General features: G+C 35.7%; 14 protein-coding genes. 11 read left to right on the top strand and 3 right to left on the bottom strand.

Annotated elements, in window-relative coordinates; translation table 11 throughout:
* The first annotated feature begins 179 nt into the window (after window positions 1-179).
* Window positions 180-1,175: a hypothetical protein gene (locus ACVPPR_RS00350; RefSeq protein WP_462304301.1), complete on the top strand. Its 996-nt coding sequence runs from the start codon at window positions 180-182 to the stop codon at window positions 1,173-1,175.
* A gap of 101 nt (window positions 1,176-1,276) precedes the next feature.
* Here ACVPPR_RS00350 and srtB read toward each other — a convergent pair whose 3' ends face one another.
* A complete protein-coding gene (srtB, locus tag ACVPPR_RS00355; RefSeq protein WP_462304302.1) occupies window positions 1,277-2,110 on the bottom strand; it encodes a class B sortase in 834 nt (277 codons plus the stop codon).
* Between the two features lie 301 nt (window positions 2,111-2,411).
* On the opposite strand from srtB, the gene ACVPPR_RS00360 reads away from it, so the two are divergent.
* From ACVPPR_RS00360 to ACVPPR_RS00385, 6 genes are all read left to right on the top strand, one after another.
* Entirely contained in the window at window positions 2,412-3,455 is a 1,044-nt protein-coding gene (locus ACVPPR_RS00360; RefSeq protein ID WP_462298443.1) for a BMP family lipoprotein, read from the top strand.
* 103 nt (window positions 3,456-3,558) lie between these two features.
* Complete coding sequence (locus ACVPPR_RS00365; protein ID WP_462304303.1) at window positions 3,559-5,079, top strand: ABC transporter ATP-binding protein; 1,521 nt, start codon at window positions 3,559-3,561, stop codon at window positions 5,077-5,079.
* Window positions 5,080-5,097: 18 nt separating this feature from the next.
* Window positions 5,098-6,177 carry an ABC transporter permease gene (locus ACVPPR_RS00370; protein WP_462304304.1) on the top strand — a complete coding sequence of 360 codons (1,080 nt, stop codon included), beginning with the start codon at window positions 5,098-5,100 and terminating at the stop codon, window positions 6,175-6,177.
* Window positions 6,177-7,136 (top strand): ABC transporter permease, encoded by a 960-nt coding sequence (locus tag ACVPPR_RS00375; protein ID WP_462304305.1) that lies wholly within the window; start codon window positions 6,177-6,179, stop codon window positions 7,134-7,136. Before ACVPPR_RS00370 ends, ACVPPR_RS00375 begins: the two co-directional genes overlap by 1 nt.
* Before the next feature lie 135 nt (window positions 7,137-7,271).
* Window positions 7,272-8,300 (top strand): galactose-1-epimerase, encoded by a 1,029-nt coding sequence (locus ACVPPR_RS00380; protein WP_462304306.1) that lies wholly within the window; start codon window positions 7,272-7,274, stop codon window positions 8,298-8,300.
* A 131-nt stretch (window positions 8,301-8,431) separates the two neighbouring features.
* Complete coding sequence (locus ACVPPR_RS00385) at window positions 8,432-9,070, top strand: SDR family oxidoreductase (RefSeq protein ID WP_462304307.1); 639 nt, start codon at window positions 8,432-8,434, stop codon at window positions 9,068-9,070.
* Between the two features lie 76 nt (window positions 9,071-9,146).
* Here the strand turns inward: ACVPPR_RS00385 and ACVPPR_RS00390 are convergent, their stop codons facing one another.
* Window positions 9,147-11,738, bottom strand: a complete 2,592-nt coding sequence (locus tag ACVPPR_RS00390; protein WP_462304308.1) for a hypothetical protein — start codon at window positions 11,736-11,738, stop codon at window positions 9,147-9,149.
* A 127-nt stretch (window positions 11,739-11,865) separates the two neighbouring features.
* Between ACVPPR_RS00390 and ACVPPR_RS00395 the strand changes: the two genes are divergently transcribed.
* The 3 genes from ACVPPR_RS00395 to ACVPPR_RS00405 all read left to right on the top strand — a co-directional run bounded on the left by ACVPPR_RS00395 (window position 11,866) and on the right by ACVPPR_RS00405 (window position 13,544).
* The gene (locus ACVPPR_RS00395) at window positions 11,866-12,141 is read left to right on the top strand and encodes a hypothetical protein (RefSeq protein ID WP_462304309.1); all 276 of its coding nucleotides are present in this window, start codon (window positions 11,866-11,868) and stop codon (window positions 12,139-12,141) included.
* A 54-nt stretch (window positions 12,142-12,195) separates the two neighbouring features.
* Window positions 12,196-12,438 carry a hypothetical protein gene (locus tag ACVPPR_RS00400; protein ID WP_462304310.1) on the top strand — a complete coding sequence of 81 codons (243 nt, stop codon included), beginning with the start codon at window positions 12,196-12,198 and terminating at the stop codon, window positions 12,436-12,438.
* 65 nt (window positions 12,439-12,503) lie between these two features.
* Window positions 12,504-13,544 carry a DUF916 and DUF3324 domain-containing protein gene (locus ACVPPR_RS00405; protein ID WP_462304311.1) on the top strand — a complete coding sequence of 347 codons (1,041 nt, stop codon included), beginning with the start codon at window positions 12,504-12,506 and terminating at the stop codon, window positions 13,542-13,544.
* Window positions 13,545-13,611: 67 nt separating this feature from the next.
* On the opposite strand, the gene ACVPPR_RS00410 is transcribed toward ACVPPR_RS00405, so the two are convergent.
* Complete coding sequence (locus ACVPPR_RS00410) at window positions 13,612-16,233, bottom strand: hypothetical protein (RefSeq protein ID WP_462304312.1); 2,622 nt, start codon at window positions 16,231-16,233, stop codon at window positions 13,612-13,614.
* Window positions 16,234-16,422: 189 nt separating this feature from the next.
* On the opposite strand from ACVPPR_RS00410, the gene efp reads away from it, so the two are divergent.
* Complete coding sequence (gene efp, locus ACVPPR_RS00415; RefSeq protein ID WP_462298433.1) at window positions 16,423-16,986, top strand: elongation factor P; 564 nt, start codon at window positions 16,423-16,425, stop codon at window positions 16,984-16,986.
* The last annotated feature ends 49 nt before the right edge of the window (window positions 16,987-17,035 follow it).

The following is a 17,035-nucleotide window of genomic DNA, read 5'->3' on the forward strand; positions in this document are numbered from 1 at the left end:
ATAGCTAAAAGTCGAATGATTAAATATTGGTTATATTTATAATTCGTCTTTCGAGACGTAGTAAATGATTATAGAATGTAATTCGATTACTTATATTTATTGAAAATAGATAGTATATCGTAATAAAATATGGGATAATAAACTTGTTAATTGGGAAAAAAAAGCAGGGAAATTAACAAATGAAGAAAAGGGAGATTTACAATTATGAACAAGCAACAAGCAACAAGCAACAAGCAACAAGCAACAAGCAACAAGCAACAAGCAACAAGCAACAAGCAACAGCATTAAAGGCAACTGGTAAACGGGCATTGTTTACGTCAATGGTAGCCGTATCATTATTAGGCGGTGCTACATCAATCGTATCCGCTAATACGACGAATGCTAACGACAATCAAACATCTACTGCCGTAAGTGCAAGTAAAGATACTAAGAAAGTCGTATATTTGGATGCTAACATTCCCGTTCAACTTGGTATGGATGCTAATGGAAATGGAAAGATGTCAACAGTATTAGTTAAGAATGTTAAAGGGACTCCAGGAAAAACCACTTTTGTTCCAGCCCCAGCGATTAAAGGTTATTACTTCCATATTCCTGGTAGAGAGCCGGGTGAAGGGGTTAATTTAATTATGTCGAAAGACGGAAAGTCATGGATTTATACTGAGGGTGATATAATTACGTACTACAAGGATGCAGCGGGTTCAGGTTCTGAATCAAATTCAAATTCGTCAAGCAGTTCAAATAACTCAAATTCATCAAGTAATACGAACTCAAGTAGTTCAAGTCATGGGACAGGAAACACTGGGTCAAATGGTAGTTCAAATGGCGGTTCAGCAAACAACGCAAACACGTCAACAAGTACTAACAAAGTAACGACATCTGGCACGCAAGCTGCTATTAATACTGCAAAAGCAAAAGCAACAAGCACAATTAATAAAGCTAAAGATGTAACTCCCACAGCTAAAGCTGCTGCTACGTCACAAGTTGACAAAGCAACCACAGCTGCTGGTACTAAAGCCGTTGCTGATGCTGTAACAAAACCAGAAAACACAAAAACTGGTGATGTTCAAACAGGGGAAACCGATGTAATCCGTAACCTTGTAATCGCAATGACTACTGCTATTTCAGCAACAGCATTAGGCACATTCATCATTAAAAAAGTCTCAAAACAAAAATAATCATCTAAAACTAAAATAAATAACAAAGGGAGCCCTCATTTAATTGAGAGCTCCCTTTTAAGTATTAAAATAATGATTACGAATTAACGGTAACAGCCATTTTAGCGATGTTCTTTTAATGAAACGCTCACAAAAGTTCGTGATTTATCCGCTGAAACGGGTTGTCCAGCATCGTCAACTGTTGCGACACCAGTACACGTCCACAGGGTTAGTAACTTTGTGATTGAAGAAGTTGGGACATCAGTGGCCTGTACATCACTTCTTGATTTCATGTAGTCAATATAGTCAGTCATTTCGGCGCCATTTGAAAAAATCATAGTGTGTGCCTTCGATGTTCCGCTGTTCGATTGTGTTGCGAAGACAGTGCCATCGTAGCGTGTAGTTCTTGTGTATACATAGACTTTACGGTGGGCATTAAAGTAATTTTTGTCAGCATACTTAACCAAGTCCGTGAACCGTGAGCCATCAAACATATCATGTCCGTAGATGAATGAATTTTTTTCTGAGAAGTTAGGTTTTTGACGGTAATCAAAAAATAGTTGACCTGACGTTGATGCTTTATCTGTTTCGTCATGGTGTAAGTAGAAGGTATTATCAGCACCTTGTAAGACGACATAATTAATTCGCGTCTGTGGGATATAGATCCAAGCTTTAATATTTGGATTAACTCGTTTTAACTTTTCCCAATTGATGTCCATTGATCCTTCATCGGATGTTTCTAAATTGGTTGTGGTAGATTTCTTAGTTTTTTTCACGACTTGTTTCGTTAATTTCGTTTCTTGCTTAACTTCATGGTTTACTTGATAGACTTGGTAAGCGTAGTAGCCAACAAAATAAAGACAGATTCCAATTAGCACAATAAATAAACTACCAATAATCAGTAATTTTGTTTTTTTGTTCTTGGTTGCTGCATATTTATCTTTATGGCTCGCCATTTGCAGTCCCTACTCCCTATCCAATATAAGTGTCATTCTAGCACTAATCAGGGTAGATTTCCACGTATTGGACACTATGAAGAGATGGATAGCGTGCTAGCTTGAATAGACAGTCAAAAGTCGTTAATAGTTAATTAATCAACAATCAGTTAAGTCGGTTATTAGTTGTTTATTTGTGTTTATATCTAAAAAATTAAATTTAATTATTAAAAAGACGAACAATAAATAATATAATTATGTTTACATTCGTCAAAAAAGTGATAAGATGAAATCAACAAAAAAAGTTTAAAGGGGTATTTAAATGAAAACTCGTAAAGTTATTTTTGGTTCACTTTTATCATTAGGGTTAGTTTTAACATTAGCAGGCTGTGGTTCACAAGCAAAATCTGCAGCTGGTAAAACAACTAAGCATTCTGTCGCATTGGTGACTGATGGCGGTGGTATTGACGATAAATCATTTAATCAATCAGCATGGGAAGGTTTGAAATCATGGGGGAAAGAAAATAAATTTGCTAAAGGTGTTGGCGGTTACGATTACGCACAATCAACATCAGCTTCAGATTTTACACCTAACATTAATAAATTAATCAAAGCTAAATATAAAACAATCTTTGGTATAGGTTACCAAGTTCAAAAGAATATTTCTGATTCTGCTAAACAAAACTCAGATGTCAACTTTGCAATTGTTGATTCTGTTATTCCAAATCAAAAAAATGTCGCATCAGTTATGTTTAAAGCTGAACAATCATCATTCTTGGCCGGTGTTGCAGCTGCTGAAACAACTAAAACAAATAAAGTTGGATTCGTTGGTGGTGTTAAGAGTGATATTATTGAAGGCTTCCAAGCTGGATTCGAACAAGGTGTTAAAGCAGTTAACAAAAACATCACTATTGATGTTAAATATGCAGGTTCATTCTCAAAAGCTGATTTAGGTAAATCATTAGCTGATGCAATGTACAATAACAAAGAAGATGTCATCTATCAAGCTGCCGGTGGAACTGGTAATGGTGTCTTCACTTCAGCTAAGAGTTTAGCTAAAGATGGTAAAAAAGTTTGGGTTATCGGTGTTGATCGTGATCAAAAATCAGATGGTAAATACAGTGGTGGTAATGTAACCTTAGCCTCATCTGTTAAAGAAGTTGGGACTGCCGTTCAAGATTTATCTGATAAAGCACTTAAAGGTAACTTCCCTGGTGGAAAAACAATTGAATATGACCTTAAAGATAAAGGTGTAACTTTAGTTAACGATAATATGCCAGCAAGTACTGTGAAAAAAGTTAATGCTTACAAAGCAAAAATTATCAACGGGGATATTTCAGTTAGTGCCAAAACAAAAGTAGATTAATTTAATAATTAAAATAGGTATCATTTAACAGAAATCTGGGGAGTTGCCGTCAAGGTGCTCTGCAGATTTCGTTTTGTAATCAGAAAGATGGGGTGAGATTAGTTTGACAGAGACAGTGGTAGAAATGAAACATATTACCAAACGTTTTGGACGCTTTGTTGCAAATGATGATATTTCATTATCCGTAAAAAAAGGCGAGATTGTTGCTCTTTTAGGTGAAAATGGTGCTGGTAAATCAACTTTAATGAGCCTATTATCAGGACTTAAAAAACCATCTTCAGGTGAAATTTTAATTAATAATAAGGTAGTAACTTTAGCCAGTCCACGACAGGCAACACAACACGGTATTGGTATGGTTCATCAACATTTTATGCTAATTGATGATTTTACCGTCCTTGAAAACATTATTTTAGGTGATGAAAAAACGAAACATGGCATGATTGATTATGCTGGTATCAGAAAAACAATTACGGAGCTAGCTGAGAAATACCACTTACAATTAGATTTAGATAAAAAAGTGGCTGATATTTCAGTTGGGATGCAACAACGTGTCGAAATTATGAAGACATTATATAGGGACGCAAAAATTCTTATATTTGATGAACCAACTGCGGCATTGACACCGCAAGAAATTGACAGTCTTTTAATCATTATTAAACGCCTCGCTTCAGAAGGAAAAGCTATTTTCTTAATTACACATAAATTAAGTGAAATTAAAGCAGTCGCGGATACTTGTGTCGTTGTTCGTGCAGGGAAAGTTATTGGAACAGTAACTGTTGCTGAAACGTCAACGGATATGATGGCAGAAATGATGGTTGGGCGCCAAGTGAACTTTACGGCTGAAAAAGTGCCAACAAATCAAACAAAATTAGTGCTTGAACTTGATCATTTAACCGTCAAAGCTGATAAAGCAGTTGCCTCAGTTAATGATGTCAGCTTAAAGATTGCGACAGGTGAAATATTAGGAATTGCTGGGATTGATGGCAATGGACAATCTGAACTAATGGAAGCCATCACTGGCTTACGCAAGGTTTCGAAGGGAACAATTAAGTTAAATGGTACGGATATTACGAAATTTAAGCCACGAAAAACAACACAAGCAGGGATTAGTAATATTCCTGAAGATCGTCAAAATGTCGGGCTTATTTTACCAATGTCAGTTTCGGATAACCTAATTCTTCAAGATTATTACCTACCAGGAAATCAGTCTAGAGGCTTATTAAACAAACATAAAATTAAGCAAGATGGACAAAAGTTGATGTCTGAATTTGATATTCGAGCAGAATCTATTTCAGAACCAGTAGGCTCATTATCGGGTGGTAATCAACAAAAAGTCATTATTGCCCGGGAAATAAGTCGTAATCCCGATTTGTTAATCGCTGCTAATCCAACGCGTGGCTTGGATGTAGGGGCTATTGAATATGTCCATAAGCAGATTTTAAAGCAGCGAGAAAATGGCAAAGCTATTTTATTGGTTAGTTTTGAGCTAGATGAATTATTAAAATTATCTGATCGTATTGCAGTGATTCATCAAGGTAAGATTATGGGTACCGTTAAAACGGAAGGCGTTACAAAACAAGAATTAGGGTTCATGATGGCCGGACAAGCCATGCCAACTCATTAAAGGATAGAGGGATACAATATGCAAAATTCATCAAAATTATTTAAAATATTAGTTCCGTTGACCTCTGTCCTTGCTGGATTGGTCGTTGGCGCAATTATTATGATTATTTTTGGTTATGATCCAATTCTAAATTACACAAGTATGTTTACCGGGGCTCTAGGCGATGCAAATTCAATCGGTGAAACATTACGTGAGCTAACGCCGTTAATCTTAACAGCACTTGGCTTTTCGATTGCAAGTACCGCTGGATTTTTCAATATTGGGGGTGCTGGACAAGCGTTGATGGGTTGGTTAGCATCAGTTAGTTTTGCGCTCAACTTTAGTAGTCTGCCACATTGGTTATTGTTATTAGGTTCGATATTAGCGGGTGCTATTGCGGGTGGAATTTGGTCTGGGATTGCAGGTGTTTTAAAAGCGTATCTCGGTACAAGTGAAGTGATTACAACGATCATGCTGAATTATATTGCATTATATCTAAGTAGTTTTTTAGTTAAGAACTTCTTGGCACAGGATCAAAGTGATTTTTCAAAGACAATTCCAGTTGGTGCACGATTACGAACACCATTTTTGGAACATTTAACACAAAATTCAACCTTTAATTACGGGATTATTATTTCTTTAATAATGGTAATTGTTGTTTATTTCTTAATTCAACGGACTAAAGTTGGTTACGAATATCGTGCGGTTGGATTGAATGAAAAAGCAGCTAATTATGCTGGAATGAACGTTAAAAAAGTGATTATTAGTGCCATGGTTGTTTCTGGAATCCTTGCTGGACTTGGTGGTGCGGTTGAAGGGCTTGGAAATTATGAAAACATCTATATTATGACGACGTTACCTGATATTGGGTTCAATGGCATGGCCGTTTCACTATTAGCTAGTGGAAATCCAATCGGAATTATCTTTGCTGGCTTGTTATTTTCAATTTTAAAAATTGGTGGGTTGAGTATCTCAGTTATATCAACAACGCCACCCGAAATTGTTGATATTGTTATTGCGACAATTATCTTCTTTGTCGGGATTAATTACATTATTAAGTTAGGACTAGAAAAAGCGGCTAAGAAAAAGAATGATTCGAATCAGAAAGGGGAAAACTAATGTCAGTTATAACAATATTAATGACAATGGTTTCAACGGCCTTAATTTATTCGGCACCGTTAATTTTTACGGCGCTTGGTGGCACTTTCTCTGAACGAGGTGGAATCGTTAACGTTGGTTTAGAAGGAATTATGATTGTTGGTGCCTTTTCTGGCGCAGTTTTTAATTTAACTTATGGCTCAACCTTAGGTGTCGCAACGCCTTGGATAGGATTACTGGTTGCAGGTGTTTTCGGCCTTATTTTTTCAATTTTGCATGCTTTAGCAACGATTAATTTCCGTGCGGACCACATTGTTAGTGGCACAGTGCTAAATATGCTTGCGCCTGCACTATGTGTGTTTTTAACAAAGATTTTTTATGATGGTAAAGGGCAGACGCCTGTGCTTGAACAAAGTTTATCAACATTCACGTTTCCTGGATTATCAAAAATTCCTTTCATCGGGAAAATCTTTTTTACGCGGACATCATTGTTAGCTTATATTGGTATTTTAATTGGGGTTATCAGCTGGTGGGTACTAACCAAGACTCGATTTGGCCTCAGACTCAGATCAGTTGGTGAAAATCCACAAGCGGCTGATACATTGGGGATTAATGTTTACTTAATGCGTTATTCAGGAGTCTTGATATCAGGATTTTTAGGCGGTATTGGTGGTGGTATTATGTCACAATCAATTACACTGAATTTTAGTGTTTCGACAATTGCGGGACAAGGGTTTATGGCATTGGCCGCAATGATATTCGGTAAATGGCATCCATTAAAAGTGGTTGCTGCAGCGATTTTCTTTGGTATTTCTCAAAGTTTGGCAATTATTGGGGCTTATATTCCAGTTATTTCTAAAATTGATGATGTATGGTTCCAAATGGCACCCTATTTAATCACAATCGTTGTCCTAGCCCTCTTTATTGGTAAGTTTTATGCACCAGCAGCAGATGGTGAAACGTACGTTAAATCTAAATAAGTCATCAAAGTTAATGTTTCAGTTAGGAAGAGACATTAACTTTTTTGAAATAAAAGTAAACGCTTTCTTGAACATCTGGTTAAAATAGACTAATATTAATAGGAATAGATAAAAACAGTAAGCGGAGGAGATACAATGAAAACGACAACGAAAGATTTTGGTAATGACTATCAATTAATTACAATGACGAATGATAACGGGTTTGAATTATCACTGACAGATTTAGGTGCAAGAATTGTTAGTTTAAAAGTGCCAACAAGTACTGGTAAACGTGAAATTGTGCTGGGATTTGATTCAGCAAGCGAGTATTTAGAAAAAGATAGCTTCATTGGTGCATCAATTGGTCGCGTGGCTGGACGGATTAAAGATGGAAAGTTCAACATTGGTGATCAAAGCTACCAAGTTCAAATCAATGAAGGAACTAATACTTTACACGGTGGTACACCAGGATTTGATACAAAAAAATGGGCCTACAAAATAGTCGAAGGTCAAAATGAATCATCTGTTATTTTTCATTTAGAAAGCCCAGAAGGTGAACATGGATTCCCCGGAAATATGGCAATTGATGTCACATATATATTTGGTAACGACAACATATGGCATCTGGAAACGACGGCTAAGACAGATAAGGATACGTTATATAACCCGACTAACCATGTTTACTTTAACGTCTCAGGAGATGTGACAGAGACAATTGATAATAACTTATTACAGGTGGACAGTGATTACTTTGCGCCATTAGAACCAGATTCAATTCCAACTGGTGAAAAAATGGCTGTTGCTGAAACAGCTTATGATTTCCGTCAACCTAAGTTGTTACATGACGTTTTCACAAGTGATTTTGCGCAAAAGAAACAGGTCGATGGGATTGATCATCCATTTTTCTTGAACAATCCTGCAGTTGGTAAGGAATCTGCCAAACTAGTAAGTTCAGATAAAGAAGTGTCTGTCTCAGTTTCAACTGATCAAACAAGTTTGGTTATTTTTACAGCTAATTTTGGTGAAGACACACCAATTATGCATGGTAAAAAGATTGCAAACCATGCCGCAATTACGTTTGAAACACAGGCGGCACCTGGTTCAGAGAGATTCCCTGATTTTGGTGATATTGTATTGCGTGCTGGTGATACGTATAAAGCGGTCACAGAATTCAAATTAAATTAAATAGTTATTAAATGAACAGTCGTATTGAAAAAGACGGCTGTTTTTTTGTGGTTAATCTGTAAGTGTAAGTCGTACCATTTCTTTCAAGAAAGAGGTAAACTTTACTTAAGAGTGAATAAAGGAGTGACTAAATGATGACAGAATCAAAAAGAGTATTGGTTGTTGGATCGAATGGTCGAATTGGTAAAAAAGTGATAAGTAAATTAGCTGATAAGGGCTATCAAGTATTGGCTGGATCAAGACATACAGATAATTTAGATCAAGAAAATATAACTTATGTTTACATCGATTTATTAGAAGGTGTGGCTAAGATGGTTAAAAATATGCAGGCCGTAGATGTTGTCTTATTCGTTGCTGGTTCTGGTGGCAAAGATTTAATGAAGATTGATTTAGATGGCGCAGTTAAAACAATGGAAGCTGCTGAATTAGCTCACGTAAAACGTTTTGTGATGTTGAGTAGTATTTACTCTTTAGATAGAGAAAAAATTGATCAATCTTCACTTAGAAATTATATGATAGCTAAATTTTATGCTGATAACTGGTTAATGAAGAATACACGTTTGGATTATACTATTCTTCAACCAGGTGCTTTAATAGAAAAACCAGGGACTGGAAAGGTCACGCTCAATGATGGTCAAGCAGAGGAAAACTCACTTGATAATGTTGCTGATGTATTGGTTTCAGTTGTGTCACATGACGATACAATTGGAAAAGTGATCACAATGCATGATGGTGAAACAGCGATTGATGATGCGTTGGAAAATATTTAATTAGTAGCAGTTAAAAAAGAGTGTTCTAAAATGAGCTGAAAGTCTCATTTTAGAACACTCTTTTAAGTTTAAATAATTATTTTGAACGTTTTGTAGCATCTATGATGCCACTATCGGTAGTTGGTGCGATTTCCCAAAGAGAATTATAATGATAAGTTCCAGGTTTATCAAAATCTGATGTTGCAAAATCTAAAGTTAATTTTGCGTTATAATAAGATTTATTAATGACAGAACTCGAAGAACTATCAAGACCAGATGAGGGTAGCTCAAAGATTGGTTTTGAAGAACTAAAATCAATCTTATTTGATGTTGCTGGCTTCTCTTCAAAAGTCAGAGCATCACCATCTTTACTGGTTTGAACTTGTTTATACCATGATAATCGATCCTCTTTAAAGAGTGGATTAAGGGGGTCGTTAGCCGCTGAGTCGTTCGTATTAACGGTTAAATCCCAGTTAACTTTAAATGGATTATCAATGGTTAAAGTACCTGATGCAGGTAATGATTTTTTGTCTGTAAGCTTGCTCTCACCTAATTTATAGGTGCCAAAATCAAAGTCTTTAGGGTAGGTAACTAAAAGATTACCTGTTACATTTAGTTGATATGAGATTGGTGTGTAATCGGGATCTTTTTCAGTTAAATTGGCATCTGAAATACTTTGATCTGATGAGTCTAATACTTTATTAATTGTATCGTCATCAGTTGCTGTGATTAAATACGAAATTTTATTTTTATGATAGAGATGATAGCCAATTAATTCATAATCTTCATCAATCTGATCACTGTCATTAGAATTCATGGAATAGGTTTTTTTATCAGAATAAGCCGTTCTATCATATTTATGAGCGGTATCTTGATATTGATCTTCTAGTGCAGTAATCGCATTTCCTGAATCAAAATCGATTGTATTAGTCTTGCTTGAAAATGTTTCATTTGCGTCAGTTAATGAACTAGCATCTGTATAATTTTTTGCATATTTTTGCCATTTACCATTATTTAAACGATACCATAAATAGTAAGTTTGATCATTTGGATTAATATTTAAAACAGTCTTATAATTTTTTTCTAGTGTTTGAAGCGTTGAAGCGTCAGCACCGAGGCTTGCATTATCCTGTTTAACAGTTGCTGAGGTCCGATTTACTGACCAATTCAATGTTTTAGTCGGTCCTGGAATAAAGGAATTATTTCCAGAGACTGTTGCAGATTGGATGGTTGGTTTAGTTGTATTCGTATCGCCATTTTCCAAGAATCCGGCTGGGTCATCATCAGTACCAGCAACATCAAAATCACCGGAGTTAAAGCCTGCATCATTAGCAACTTCATCATTAATAGACATATTACCAACAATGTCTTGCCCCGAAATCAGGCTACCGACAAGTGGACTACCGTTACTACCCGAGTTGGCATTAAGGTCTATATCGGCATTAGGTGCCAAGACAGATCCAGTAAAGCCATTACCTGTAGTGACACCGAATGATAGCTTTGTATTTTCTGTATTAAAATTATGCAAGACATGGGAAGAAGTATTGTAAAGGGTTTTGATGGTACCAGAACCAGAATTTACAGTTGTGTCGGTAGCTGCAAGATCAATACCTTTTGTATTGGTACCAGAGGTATTCTGTCCTTTAAAAGCAGTGTCAGACTTATCAGTTGTGTAGGTTGCATCATCTTTTAAAGGTGCATAGCCAGTAATGTGCATCCAAGCGGCACCTGTAAAATCAAACGATGTAAAATTTTTATAATTCAGAATGATATAGGGCATTTTAGTTGTACCAGAAGCGAAATTAAGTAAATTAATCGAAATGTCAGTAGCCGATTGGAAATGATCAATATCACCATTAATATCGACGACAATGACGCCTTGTTTGGTTGATTTTTTATTCATATCTATATTAAGCTGGATCACGTTACCGTTGTTCCAGTCACTTGGATTTTTAACAATATGATCTGTATTTATATCAAGTGAGCTGATTGCATCATTGTATAGCGCATTTTTACCACTAACCTCACCAGTTTTTGAAACGGTTGTTGATGTGAAGTCAGCATAATAATCGCTAACTTTTCGGAGATTTGGCGCAGCATCTTTAAATGAAGTTACCTTATTTTTAACCATGCCAGGAAAGTCGGCAAGTGTATCCGCGTTATCTTCAACTTCATGGAATCGTTTAATTCCTGTGGCATCTAACTGGGCTGTACTTGTAAGCTCCGCATCTGTAGGCGGATGTTCAATAAAAAAGGTTAGATTTTTAGTTGCTGAGTAACGAAAACTCTTCGCGTTGGCATACATTCGAAGAAGACCACCAGATACAGTATCTGAAACCATTGAAGGATTCATTTTATCATAGGTAGCCGTGTCAGAATCATTTAGATTATCGGCTGAATAATCTTGAATAGCAGCCGCACCATAACCAGTTGATTTGAAATCTTTTGCAAAATATTGGCCTTGCAGCGATTGAATCTGGTTAACATCAAATGTGATAGAACCACCGGCAAAAGCAGTCACACCGGTTGCAGCGCCTAATGGATATTGATCAGGTGGGGCATAGGCACCACTTGATTTTGAACTTGCTTGCGTACTTGAGGTAACTGAAAAAAATAAAAGTAATCCTAAAAAAATACTTGTAGTAAACATGTAAACGCTATAAGTGTTGCTGTGATTAGAATTAATCATGTCTTGTCTCCTCCGCCCAGGTCCCTATTGATTCTTATACAGATTATATGGTATTATTAGATAAAGGTCAACGTCCCCTTTCTGAGCATTGACTCAACAAAATAAACAAACTGGGAGGATTTATATTATGAAAAAGAACTTATTTTTAATCGCAGCATTGGTACTTGGCTCAACAGCAGTTGTTAGCTCAAGTGTGTCAGCTGATGACGAAAAACCTGCATCTAACGTGGGTACTGCTACTTTAGACATCACACCAGGTACATTTAGTCAAACGGGTGCACCATCATTTAAATTTTCATCAGCATTAACTGAAAATTTAATTAAAGGTAACGCTGATCTTAAAGCTATTGGCAAGGATGATCAAAGTTTTACAGTATCTGATTACTTAGGTACTGATGGTTAGAATGTTAACGTACAATTAGGTAAGTTTTCTGATCCTGATATTACTATTAATAACTTGAATATTGACGCAGGTACAGTAAAAGCTGATTCAATTGTCACACCAACTTCTGCTGATGTAGTGCCAGCAGGTGCTGCTGCATCTGTAGCAACAGCTGACAAAGGTGCTGGGGATGCAACATTAACATATGCTGATAATGGTGCAACATTAAATCTTGGTGCAACGAAAACTGTTGCGGCAGATACAGCTGACTTAACATGGACAGCAACTTCAGGTAAGACTAGCGCTGCTATTAACTAAATTTAATATAATTCAGTAAAAAAGACCGCCTTAGGCAGTCTTTTTTTTTAAGGAGAAATGAGATAATGAAATTAAGAAAACTGTTTTTGAGTGTCTTAGCTATCCTAACGTTTACGATTGTTACCGTCTCGACGAATGTGTATGCTAAGTCTGAAGGTGCTGGATTTACAGTAACTAAAGTGACACCAACGAATCAATATCGCGCAGCATCGCAATTTGATATTAAGGTGACACCTAATTCAACACAAACGTTATCGTTAAATATTAAAAATTTGGAAAATGATACGAAAACAATTATTATCAGTCCAAATAATTCATATACAAATACAAATGGCCTTATTGTGTATGATAAACCGACTGTAAAGAAATCAGCAATGGCTAAGTATCAATTTTCAGATCTTGTGTCAAAAAAACAAGAAGTTGTAGTCGGGCCTAAAAAAACGACTACGGCGACATTCACAGTTAAAACACCTGCGACTGCTTTTTCTGGAATTGTGCTAGGTGGGTTTAATGTACAAGAAAAAGTAATTAAAGAAAAAAGTGAAAAGAAGGGCTTAACGATTACAAATCGCTTTGCCTATGTTATTCAAGCAGTTATTAGAGAATCTAAAACGGCTGAGAACCCCGGCCCTAAACTAACAATTGGATTTTCTAAAGTAACGCTAAATGCTTTTAAGCATGTATCGCTACAAACGAATTTTCAAAATGATGTGCCGATTGTGATTGGTCCAACCACAATTAAAGCAACGATTACGGCAAAAGGTAGCTCTAAAGTTTTGTATCGTAAAAATATTAAAAAAGTTGATTTTGCGCCATATGCTAATTTTAGTTACGCTTTGGATTTAACTAAATCTGACTTAAAAGCGGGTGACTATAATGTGCATTATGTGGCTACCGGAAATGGTAAATCATGGCAGGCAACTAATCCATTTACGATTACTAAGGCAGATATCAAACGCATTAAGAAAGAAACAAAAACCCAAGTGAACTGGTTATTATGGTTAATTATTGGGATTATTGTGTTCTTGATTTTATTGGTCTTATTCTTGCTTTTCATTATTTTTAAAAGAAGAAAAAAAGATGAAGATGAAACGTTAGAAAAGTAACATAGCATTTAAAAAAGAAGGCCCGTTAAAAGGAATATTGACATTCCTTTTAACGGGCTTCTTTTTATTATTCTTTTTCTGTTTTAATTTCATCAGGTGATGAAATTGACCAAGTTACAGTACTCTTAAAATCACCAGATTTTGCGATTTTTTTGGTTTGTAGTTCTAATAATAATTGTGATGAATAGTAATTTTTATTAATAATTGATGTCGTATCAGAACTGAAAATAGATGAATTTAAATCTAAAACGGGGTCTTTAGATTTAATTGTTGTTAGAGCTGATGGATTCCCATAAGTGAGGGGGTCGTCACCAATTGTGCTAGTTTGTAATTTTTCGGACCAACCAAGTTGTTCTGGTATGAAAAATGGATTACTTGGATTGTCGGAATCATCAGCTTTAACAGTTAAATCCCAGTTGAGACCAAGCGGATTATCAACAGTTAGCACACCTGTTTTAGTTAGTGTAGAAGGAATTTCGCCTAACTTAACTGTGCCAAAATCAAATGATTTCGGATAAGATGCTAAAAGATCGCCTGTGACATGTAAATTATATGAAATAGGTGTGTAGTCAGAATTTAATTTTGAAAGTTTTGAAGCAGAAATAGGGTCACCAGTTGTACTACTTAATAGTTCATTAACTGTTTTACCACCATAGTCAGAATAAGTGTCTGAATCTGTTGTTGATGTCACCAAATAAGAAATCTTATTTTTATGGAAAAGGTGGTAACCGATTAATTCATTATCACCAATTGCTTTCGAATAGGTTGTTCCATCAGTATAAGGAGTTTCATCATATTTATACTTAGCGTGCTTGTCATTATAGTATTTTTCAAGTGCATTGGTTTCTTTTGCAGTAATCTCTAATTTAGAACTTGTGAGTTCAGTGGTATCACCTTTTGAATATTTTTCCCAAGGACCATCATTGAAGCTATACCATAAAAAATAGTTATTCGTTTTATCTGCAGTCGATTTTGTATCCACGTTAATTGTGGTATTGAATGAATCCTTAGTTGTTTGAACAGTATCTTTTGGTATTTCGGCTGTAATATTATTTAACGAGTAATAAAAATCATAAGGCGTTACCTGTGGAATATAATGGGTCGTACCAGAACTAGTATCCGTAGACGTATATCCAGGTAGTGAAATTGATTTAATGGTGGGATGTGTCGAGTTACTTGAGTCCGGATTCTTTAAAAAATCTTGGACAGAATCATCCCCGAAATCATCAGACGCATTAAAAATACTTTGGTAAGCAAGGTCACTAGGAACCGTTAAATTACCAATGATATTTTGCCCAGTAATAATACTTCCATATAGGACACTTTGTTTTTTAGCGTTAGCATCTGCATTAATGTTAATATCGGCACTAGGGGCTAATACTGAACCATACAAAGGACTTTCATTACTTCCTACGAAAATTTGACCATTTTCAGTATTGAAGTTATTGACAATATGTGAAGAGGTATTGTAAACAGCTTTGACCTTTTTAGGATTTTTACCAGTCGTATCAATCGCAGTTGGATCATTTGTTAAAAGGCTTGTCGCTTTTGTGTCTGAACCGTTACTGTTTTGCCCAGTGAAAAAGGTGCCCTTGTTATTACCGTCTAACTTATAATTTAGAGAAGTGCCGTCAGATGCGGGTGGATATGCGTTAAAAGTCATCCAACTCCCCCCGCTGAAATTAAAACTAATGCCAGCAGAGTTATTAGAAAAATGTTTGTAATTTAAAATAAGGAAAGGCATTTTCATTGTCTTAACATCGAAATTAACTAAATTAACGGAGATGGCAGCAGCATCTTTAAAATAGGGAATAGTACCATCAATATCGGCTAAAACAACACCTTGATCCGTTGCTGTAGTATCCATATTAATTGTTAGTTGGATGACAGGAGCAGTAGCAGTATCAGTTTTGCTAGCATTAATAGCTTTATCTGTATTTAAATCGACACTTTTAATGGCATCGTTGTGTTTCGTAGTGCTGCCATTTGCCTTTGAATCTGCATAATTAGTTGAGGTGAATCCCGCGTAATAATCACTGACATCTGTGATGTTTTGAGCAGCATCATCGAATGATTTAATATTATTGTTTGCCATATCAGGGAAATCAGCAAGGGTATCAACTGTATCTTTTTTTGAATTAAATTGTTTAATAGCAGCCGCATAATCAGGATTTGATGACGGGACGTCCCACCCCGTAAGGTTTTTGACAATAGCATCATCAGAAGGTGATTTTTCTAGGTAGTATGTTAAATTTTTTGTTTTTGAAAAAATAAAACTATTTTTATTACCATACCATTTAATCATATCGGAACCTTCAAGATTTTCTGAAACCATTGAAGGATTGACTTGATCATAATCAGCATCGGTTAAGCCAGCTGAATCATCATGAACGTAATTTTGTAAATATCTGATATTAGTAGGGTCACCTCCAGAGGCACCTGACGAAGCAAATGTTTTGGCAAAGAATTGGCCTTGCAAATCATTAATTTCATCTGAGTTAAATGTAATTTTGCCACCAGCAAAACCAGTGACGTTTGTAGCGGCGCCCATTGGGTAACCTTTAGGAGGTGTATAAGATTGATCAGCTTGAGCGTTATGTACGGACAGCGTAAAAAAGAGTAAGCTAAAACAAAGGATTGTAATCGATTTGTAGATAGTAGATAATTTTGGATAAGTATTTTTTAACAAAAGACAACCTCCTTTGAAGTAATTAAAAATTAATCAGTATATTATATATACATTATAGTCTTGTGGGTAAAAAATGTGTAGGTCAATTGTTAGATGCGAGAGAATGTTTATTGATAGAAACCTAGATTAAGCCTTTTCAATTTGGTATACTCAGGAAGAAACGTTTTATAAAAAGGGAGATAATAAATTATGATTGAAGCAATCAATTTAAAAGCCGGAATGACTTTTGAACAAAATGGTAAATTAATTAGAGTTTTAGAAGCAAGTCATCACAAACCTGGTAAGGGTAACACGGTTATGCGTATGAAATTACGTGATATTCGTTCTGGTTCAACTGTTGAAACAACAATGCGTCCAGAAGTTAAGGTTGAACAAGCTAACATTGAAACAAAACCTGTTCAATTCTTATATAACCAAGATACTTTGGCTGTCTTCATGGATCTAGAAACATACGAACAATATGAAATTCCAAGAGAAATTATCGAACATGAAGCTAAATTCTTGTTGGAAAATATGGAAGTTAAAATCCAATTTTATGGGACAGAAGTGATTGGATTAACATTACCAACAGTTGTGACATTGCGTGTTGCGGAAACGCAACCCTCAATTAAAGGTGCTACAGCAACTGGTTCAGGTAAACCAGCAACAATGGAAACAGGACTTGTTGTCAGTGTTCCTGATTTTATTGCTGCAGATGATGTTTTAGAAATTAATACACAAGAAGGTACATACCTTAAACGTGCACCTAAATAAGAATTAAAAGACAGTCCTTTGGGGGCTGCCTTTTTTTAATCATTTAGGC

Source organism: Dellaglioa sp. L3N, assembly GCF_054941095.1.

What these genes read in the sequence shown, in the direction of transcription:
- efp (WP_462298433.1), top strand. Translation starts at nt 16,423, where the DNA reads ATGATTGAAGCAATCAATTTAAAAGCCGGAATGACTTTTGAACAAAAT.
- ACVPPR_RS00390 (WP_462304308.1), bottom strand. Translation starts at nt 11,738, where the DNA reads ATGATTAATTCTAATCACAGCAACACTTATAGCGTTTACATGTTTACT.
- ACVPPR_RS00350 (WP_462304301.1), top strand. Translation starts at nt 180, where the DNA reads ATGAAGAAAAGGGAGATTTACAATTATGAACAAGCAACAAGCAACAAG.
- ACVPPR_RS00395 (WP_462304309.1), top strand. Translation starts at nt 11,866, where the DNA reads ATGAAAAAGAACTTATTTTTAATCGCAGCATTGGTACTTGGCTCAACA.
- ACVPPR_RS00380 (WP_462304306.1), top strand. Translation starts at nt 7,272, where the DNA reads ATGAAAACGACAACGAAAGATTTTGGTAATGACTATCAATTAATTACA.
- ACVPPR_RS00405 (WP_462304311.1), top strand. Translation starts at nt 12,504, where the DNA reads ATGAAATTAAGAAAACTGTTTTTGAGTGTCTTAGCTATCCTAACGTTT.
- ACVPPR_RS00360 (WP_462298443.1), top strand. Translation starts at nt 2,412, where the DNA reads ATGAAAACTCGTAAAGTTATTTTTGGTTCACTTTTATCATTAGGGTTA.
- srtB (WP_462304302.1), bottom strand. Translation starts at nt 2,110, where the DNA reads ATGGCGAGCCATAAAGATAAATATGCAGCAACCAAGAACAAAAAAACA.
- ACVPPR_RS00385 (WP_462304307.1), top strand. Translation starts at nt 8,432, where the DNA reads ATGATGACAGAATCAAAAAGAGTATTGGTTGTTGGATCGAATGGTCGA.
- ACVPPR_RS00370 (WP_462304304.1), top strand. Translation starts at nt 5,098, where the DNA reads ATGCAAAATTCATCAAAATTATTTAAAATATTAGTTCCGTTGACCTCT.
- ACVPPR_RS00375 (WP_462304305.1), top strand. Translation starts at nt 6,177, where the DNA reads ATGTCAGTTATAACAATATTAATGACAATGGTTTCAACGGCCTTAATT.